Annotated in this window: 7 protein-coding genes; 4 read left to right on the top strand and 3 right to left on the bottom strand. The window is 50.6% G+C overall.

What is annotated here, in order from left to right:
• The coding region (locus PPL9_RS33690; RefSeq protein ID WP_208989607.1) for a helix-turn-helix domain-containing protein at positions 1–532 on the bottom strand (532 nt) is incomplete at its 3' end.
• A gap of 221 nt (positions 533–753) precedes the next feature.
• On the opposite strand from PPL9_RS33690, the gene PPL9_RS24725 reads away from it, so the two are divergent.
• Complete coding sequence (locus PPL9_RS24725; protein ID WP_057465203.1) at positions 754–2,034, top strand: DsbA family protein; 1,281 nt, start codon at positions 754–756, stop codon at positions 2,032–2,034.
• 102 nt (positions 2,035–2,136) lie between these two features.
• Here PPL9_RS24725 and PPL9_RS24720 read toward each other — a convergent pair whose 3' ends face one another.
• Together PPL9_RS24720 and PPL9_RS24715 are read right to left on the bottom strand one after the other, a co-directional pair.
• Positions 2,137–2,829, bottom strand: coding sequence for a hypothetical protein (locus PPL9_RS24720; RefSeq protein ID WP_208989606.1), 693 nt, complete (start codon positions 2,827–2,829; stop codon positions 2,137–2,139).
• Positions 2,830–3,019: 190 nt separating this feature from the next.
• Entirely contained in the window at positions 3,020–3,901 is an 882-nt protein-coding gene (locus PPL9_RS24715; protein WP_057465201.1) for a LysR family transcriptional regulator, read from the bottom strand.
• Between the two features lie 142 nt (positions 3,902–4,043).
• On the opposite strand from PPL9_RS24715, the gene dctP reads away from it, so the two are divergent.
• The 3 genes from dctP to PPL9_RS34395 form a co-directional block, all read left to right on the top strand.
• Positions 4,044–5,066 carry a TRAP transporter substrate-binding protein DctP gene (dctP, locus tag PPL9_RS24710; protein ID WP_057465200.1) on the top strand — a complete coding sequence of 341 codons (1,023 nt, stop codon included), beginning with the start codon at positions 4,044–4,046 and terminating at the stop codon, positions 5,064–5,066.
• A 60-nt stretch (positions 5,067–5,126) separates the two neighbouring features.
• Positions 5,127–5,732 (top strand): TRAP transporter small permease, encoded by a 606-nt coding sequence (locus tag PPL9_RS24705; protein WP_057465199.1) that lies wholly within the window; start codon positions 5,127–5,129, stop codon positions 5,730–5,732.
• Positions 5,729–6,056 (top strand): TRAP transporter large permease subunit (locus PPL9_RS34395; protein WP_244273461.1); only part of this gene is annotated, 328 nt, incomplete at its 3' end. The genes PPL9_RS24705 and PPL9_RS34395, both read left to right, overlap by 4 nt.

Here is a 6,056-nt window from a genome sequence, read left to right as displayed (position 1 = left end):
GCACGTTCTCCAGCTCAGCAGCGATATCAGAACTGTCAATGAGAGTGGCTTGCGTAAATTGCACGCGTTCGGTTCGCAGCAGTTCATCTCGCAGTTCGGGCAATATGAAAGCAGCAATGGCTTTGGCGGAGGAGCAAGCATGAACAGGCCGGGTCCCGAGGCCGGGGTAAATATAAGATATGGATGGATCATTGGGAGGCTCAACATGGATAAGGTCCACACGGCCACCACGATATCGTGCCAAAAAAGCCGTCTCACCAAGTTCAATCACCAGCCGGTGGATCATAGCAGAGACAGCTTTGATCACATGTGACTCTGATTTTCCTGTGAGGGCAATTTTGATAAACCGGATACCCAGAACATACCGTTTGCCGTCCTCAACCTCATCCAGAAAGCCGCAGCGAAGCAGAGACGACAGGTTCCGATAGATGGTTGCTCTGGGAAGCTTGGTCATCTGCGCAAGATCGTTCGCACTGACCGGCTTGGCGGCTCCAGCAACAGATTCCAGCAGCTGTATCAAACGTTCCTGCATGAGATTCTCACAATATGGACGTTTGAAGCGTATTCTGAGAAAAGTTTATCCGACAACCCGTGAAATTTGACAGAATAAGGCGTCTTTTTGTAGCTTACGTATTACGATTATGCGTCATTGAACGTCCGTTAGGTTTGCAGGCATCAATCAAACGCCTCGTTGCAGCAAAAGAAATAGCAGGTTAACGTTGCCCCTCACTCTTGGATGGAGGAGCCGTCTCTATGTCGTTTCACTCAGCAATAAAGTCGAGAATTGCAGAATACATTACGAGTGAAACCAGAGTGCAGCGAAAACGTGCCTTCTACGAAAAACAACGAAGTCGGCGGGGTGAGGCGCATGAAGTACACTATTTTCATCATACTGCGGATCCATACGCGCACCTAACACTTCAAATGCTTGGCGACTTTCAGCGGCACTATACAGTCGCCCTGAAGATCCATTTGATCTCCGGCCCGCCTGATTGGGCCGTACCTGAAAGGACAGCGTTGGAAGCATATGCTTCCGTGGATGCGGCCTTCCTTGCCAAACATTACGGCCTGACAGGCAGGCCTTTTGAAGCTCCAGATGAAGCTCAAATCAGTCAAGCTGAAACGCTAATGGCAGAGGAACTCGCCAACGATGCATGCGTGAGTAAGCTGCTGGAAATAAGCACTAAATTGTGGTCTGGAGAAAAACTTCAATCCTCAGCAAAGGGTGACAAGGCTGACCAAGCCAAAACCTGCGGTGATGCGCTCCTGGCAAAGTACGGGCACTATCTTGGTGCGACCTTTTATTATGGCGATGAATGGTATTGGGGCATCGGCCGGCTACACTATCTCCAGGATCGCCTGCATGAACTTGGACGTGGGCCTTCCGCTCCTAAGTTGGCGCCAGCAGCAAGGCAAAGCCGACCAGCTCATACATCGCCAACGCATCTGGAGGTCGACTTTTTCCTGTCGTTCCGGAGTCCATACTCGTACCTGGCGTTTGACCGCACATGCACTCTGGCTGATCGGCAGGGGGTAAAGCTGAACATTCGGCCCGTCTTGCCCATGGTCATGCGCGGCTTGCCAGTACCGCCTATGAAGCGGAAGTACATTTTAGCTGATGCCGCGCGTGAAGCCCGTTTGCATGCCATTCCATTTGGCCGGATTTGCGACCCACTGGGAACAGCAATCGAGCGAGGCTACTCACTCCTCGAGTTTGCTGAGAAGAATGGCAGGCTTAGAGAGTTTTGCAGTGCCTTTATGACCGGTGTATGGGCGAAAGGTGTTGATGCAAGCACAGAGAAAGGCTTGTCACGCATCCTCGCAGATGCCGGTCTGGATTGGCAGCAGGCACGTCTGGTCGTCGACAATGAAGATTGGCGTGCAAGAACAGAGCAAAACCGCAAGGAACTTACAGAACTCGGGCTTTGGGGCGTGCCCAGCTTTCGAGTTGGAACCATCGGTATATGGGGGCAGGACCGCCTCTGGGCGGTGGAGGACGCCATATGCGATGCCACTCTAACTGTCGAAAACTAGATGACGTTCTCATCAGGTGTCATTTGAGAAGCAAAACCTGGTAGAGATGCCAAGGAGCCACGGGATACGGAAGGATCCCATGGCTTGATCAATCAGGCTTGTTTAGGCCTTGCCAAGGAATACCTGAAACGCATTAACGCGTTCTGCATGCTCACGTGGGTTAGCAGAATGTTTGACGAGTTTAGCAAGCAACTCGGTACAGGTCTGACAACGCGCACGCAGGGCATTGTCTTCCTCAGTGATCTCATAACCGTCGAGTTTTTCGTTTTCTTCCAGTGAAGAGACCGCATGAGCGGTGCGGGCAATGGCTTGCGCCAGTACTTTATCTAAAATCACTTGTGCTCGTCCTTCAAACTCATCCTTCTCGGTGAGGTTAGAAAGGTGAGGGCACATGAAGGTGATGTCCTCTGCAATAGCACTCTTCATCGTGAAGGAAACGTGCTTGAGCGCCTTTGAGACAACCGGAGGCATGCGGCCAACCGAAATGTCATAGCCCGCCATCAGCAGCGAATTTGGCAGGTTTTCAGAGTATTGCATCAATGCCAGATAGAAAAAGCCGGAGCACTGGAACAGGTCAATCGCGGCTCCCTGCGCCACTTCACTCTTTTCAGTCTCGCGATCCAGCAATGCAGCCAGTTCGCATAACGCAGTAAAACGCTCTTCCATACGTTTTTGCGCATCCTCTAACTCATTTGCAAACGCTTTAGGTGACCCGCTGGCCGTTGGAAACAGAGGAGTGGAAGTGTCAAAGAGATCAGCCAGTTTTCTGGCTGCATTTTCGATTTGTTCAGACAAGGTGCATCCCCTGATCATAAGAGTCGAACATCCAGATTCCTACATCACAAATAAACTGGGATGCAATGTCTAAGCGCCACAAGTTTAAGAATGGCCACCAAAAAGAATACTAGAATTTGTAATAGATAATGACTTTGCTAATTAAGCAATTGAAACGGTTTATTCCTTTCTTTGTTTCTTGATATGATCTTTACAATCCATGCAGCAATGCCTTGATGAACCACTCGACCGCTTGTCTGTGTGCTTGGGATTTGCGCGAAGCGATGTAAAACTCTGATGTCCAGGTCAGATCTGGATGTTCCAGAAGGCGCATTTCGCCGGTGTTGACCCACTGGGTGGCGTAGTGATCGGGGAGGACACCGAGGAATTTGCCACTCAAAATGAGAGCCGCGGCTGCTTCCATGTTCGTGACAATTGCCTTGGGCTCTGGGGCTTTGGCATCTCGTGCGACGATCATGTCGTAGGAGCGCTGGCACACAGCGTGATTATTCAGGATGTCCGGCGAGATTTCATCGGTTTCACATGCAAACAAGTCATGTGCCTGTCCGCAATACATATAGTGATTTTCGCTGCAGACTTTGATGTACTCAAGCTCATCGCGCTTTCGTTTAAACGGTGCGATTGCGATATGCAGACTTCCCGTGATCAAGCCTTCTTTCAGATCGTTTGGCGAGGCTACAACCAGCTCCAGATTGACGTCGTTCTCCTTTGAGAAGAACCGCTGCAACGCAGGTACAAGCGGAAACCCCGGAAGGCTGATCACTGTGTCGACAATACCTATGCGCAGCTGTCCAGTGATCGTACCGCGCAACTCGAGCAGTTCAGCGTCGAAATCCTCAACAAGGCGGATAATTTCGCACGCTTTCTCATAGGCGATCTTACCGCGTTCGGTGAGTTGAAAGCCACTGCGACCGCGCTCACAGACGCGATATCCAAGCGCAAGTTCCAGATCCCGGATGCGGCAGCTGATCGCCGATTGAGATATACCCAGCCTGAACTGCGCCTCAGAAAAACCACCACATTCAACGACAGCACAAAATGCTTCGAGCAGATTGTTTCGGAGAAGTTTCATCTAATGATCTTCCTGTTCTCAGATAATTTAATTACATTGATATATTTCATGTAAACATAACTTATTTGATATTTTTTCTAGGTTCAACATCTAGTGTGCTAGCGGCGAGGAAGATTGGGAACTAGTTCTGTGGGAGGATGAAATGAACTCAATTCTTAAATCGCTAAAGACACTAACAGCTGCAATGGTTCTGGGCACAGTCCCGCTAAGCGCTTATGCAGAAGACTGGAAATTCGCCATCGAGGAAATTCCAGGCTCCATCATGGATGCCTATGCACAGGAGTTTAAGAAGCGTATTGAAACCAAGACCGATGGGGACGTGACCATCACGATCTACCCGATGGGAACGCTTGGCACACCAACGGATACGGTAGAGCAGGCGACGGATGGCCTCATCCAGTTCACCAACGTATCCATCGGTAATCTGGGCACCATCGTCCCGGAAAGTCAGATTTTTCTGCTGCCATATCTCTTTCCATCTGATGCCAAAGCAGTCTCAAACATTCTGAACAACTCTGAGACCATTTACGGTGATCTGAATGAGGATTTCCGCAGGCGTGGCCTGGAAGTCCTGACCATGTATTCAGAAGGACCTCAGGTCTGGACCACCAACAAAGAAATCCGCAATCCGGATGACTTCTCTAACTTCAAAATGCGCGTTATGGTCTCTCCGATTTTATTGGAGACCTACAAGAACATGGGTGCGAGCCCAACACCGCTGCCATTTGGTGAGGTTTTTGGCGCTCTGCAGCTTGGTGCGGTAGACGGTCAGGTAAACCCTGTTCCAACCATCGAAGAGATGAAGTTCTATGAGGTTACGGATTACCTGATCTGGGCTGGCGAGCAGGAACTCGTCACCACCGTTGTTGCCGGAACTGACTGGTTCGACACACTCTCTCCAGACCGTCAAAAGCTTGTTAAAGAAACAATGGCTGGAATGTCAGGTTTCATTGATGGTGTGGTCTCTGACTTCAACCAGAAACGTCTCGACACCATTAAGACGAACAAGCCTGAAATCAATCTGGTGGTCCTCTCAGAAGAAGAACGCAACGTCTTCCGCGCTCGCAGTGAAGCAACGGCCAGTGCCTATGTAGACGCTGCCGGATCTCGCGGCGAAGAGCTGTTGAAGGCCCTGAAAACTGAGATTGCATCAACTCATCAATAATAGGAAGTCCCACATCTCATCTCTGAAGGTGGGGTGTGGGTACACTGGAGGAGGGTAAAGATGGAACCCCGTTCTGTCCCCTTTAAGCTCCTCGTGAAAGTTGACGGTGTGATTAGCAAGATTGAGGTCTTCATCCTCAGTTGGGGCGTTATCGCCATGGCCGTCAACACCATCGCAAATGTGTTCGGGCGCTATGTCTTTCACCAGTCGATCTATTTCTCCGAAGAGCTCAATGAGTTTCTGATCGTTATCATCACCTTCATGGGGCTGGGTTACGCCACACGAAAGGGCATCCATATCCGCATGTCGGCCATCTATGATGCTCTGCCTCAGAAGCTTCGCAAGATCCTGATGATTTTGATCACCATAACAACCGCAACCATGATGGCGACGCTGACCTGGTATGCCGTTGAATATGTGGCGAAAGTTGCCAGTCGGGGCCGGGTTACGCCTGCGCTGCAGGTGCCGCTTTATCTAACTTACATCTGGGTGGTTATCGGGTTGGGCTTAGCAACCCTCCAATATCTCTTAACAGCTTTGCGAAACCTCGATCTGTCGGAAGAGGAAATCTACGTCTCCTATCTGGAGGTCGACAGTTATGAGGATCCGGAAACGGCCGCCGCAGTTACGCGCTTCGTTGAGAAGGAAGAGGAGACCGCAAAATGACAGAGCTCATGCTAACGGTCATGGTCGTTCTGCTGCTGTTCGGTTTCCCGATGAAAATGCCGTTGATCTCGGCAGCCTTTATCGGGTTCCTGATCTACTTCCCAAACTTTAGTCCGCAGATACTGGTCCAGCAGATGATAGGTGGGGTCAAACCCTCTGCCTTGGTCGCAGTCCCAATGTTCATCCTTGCCGCTGATATCATCACACGCGGGCACTCTGCTGATCGTCTGATTGATGTGGTGATGCGCTTTATGGGGCACATCAAGGGCGGGCTGGCCATCTCGGTAACCAGTGCCTGCGCACTGTTCGGGGCGGTTTGTGGCT

This window comes from Pseudovibrio sp. POLY-S9, assembly GCF_001431305.1.
In the GTDB taxonomy this organism is placed as follows: Bacteria; Pseudomonadota; Alphaproteobacteria; order Rhizobiales; family Stappiaceae; genus Pseudovibrio.
The sequence above is the reverse complement of the archived record's forward strand: the minus strand, read 5'-3'. Positions and strand labels throughout refer to the sequence as shown.

What these genes read in the sequence shown, in the direction of transcription:
- PPL9_RS24715 (WP_057465201.1), bottom strand. Translation starts at nt 3,901, where the DNA reads ATGAAACTTCTCCGAAACAATCTGCTCGAAGCATTTTGTGCTGTCGTT.
- dctP (WP_057465200.1), top strand. Translation starts at nt 4,044, where the DNA reads ATGAACTCAATTCTTAAATCGCTAAAGACACTAACAGCTGCAATGGTT.
- PPL9_RS24705 (WP_057465199.1), top strand. Translation starts at nt 5,127, where the DNA reads ATGGAACCCCGTTCTGTCCCCTTTAAGCTCCTCGTGAAAGTTGACGGT.
- PPL9_RS24725 (WP_057465203.1), top strand. Translation starts at nt 754, where the DNA reads ATGTCGTTTCACTCAGCAATAAAGTCGAGAATTGCAGAATACATTACG.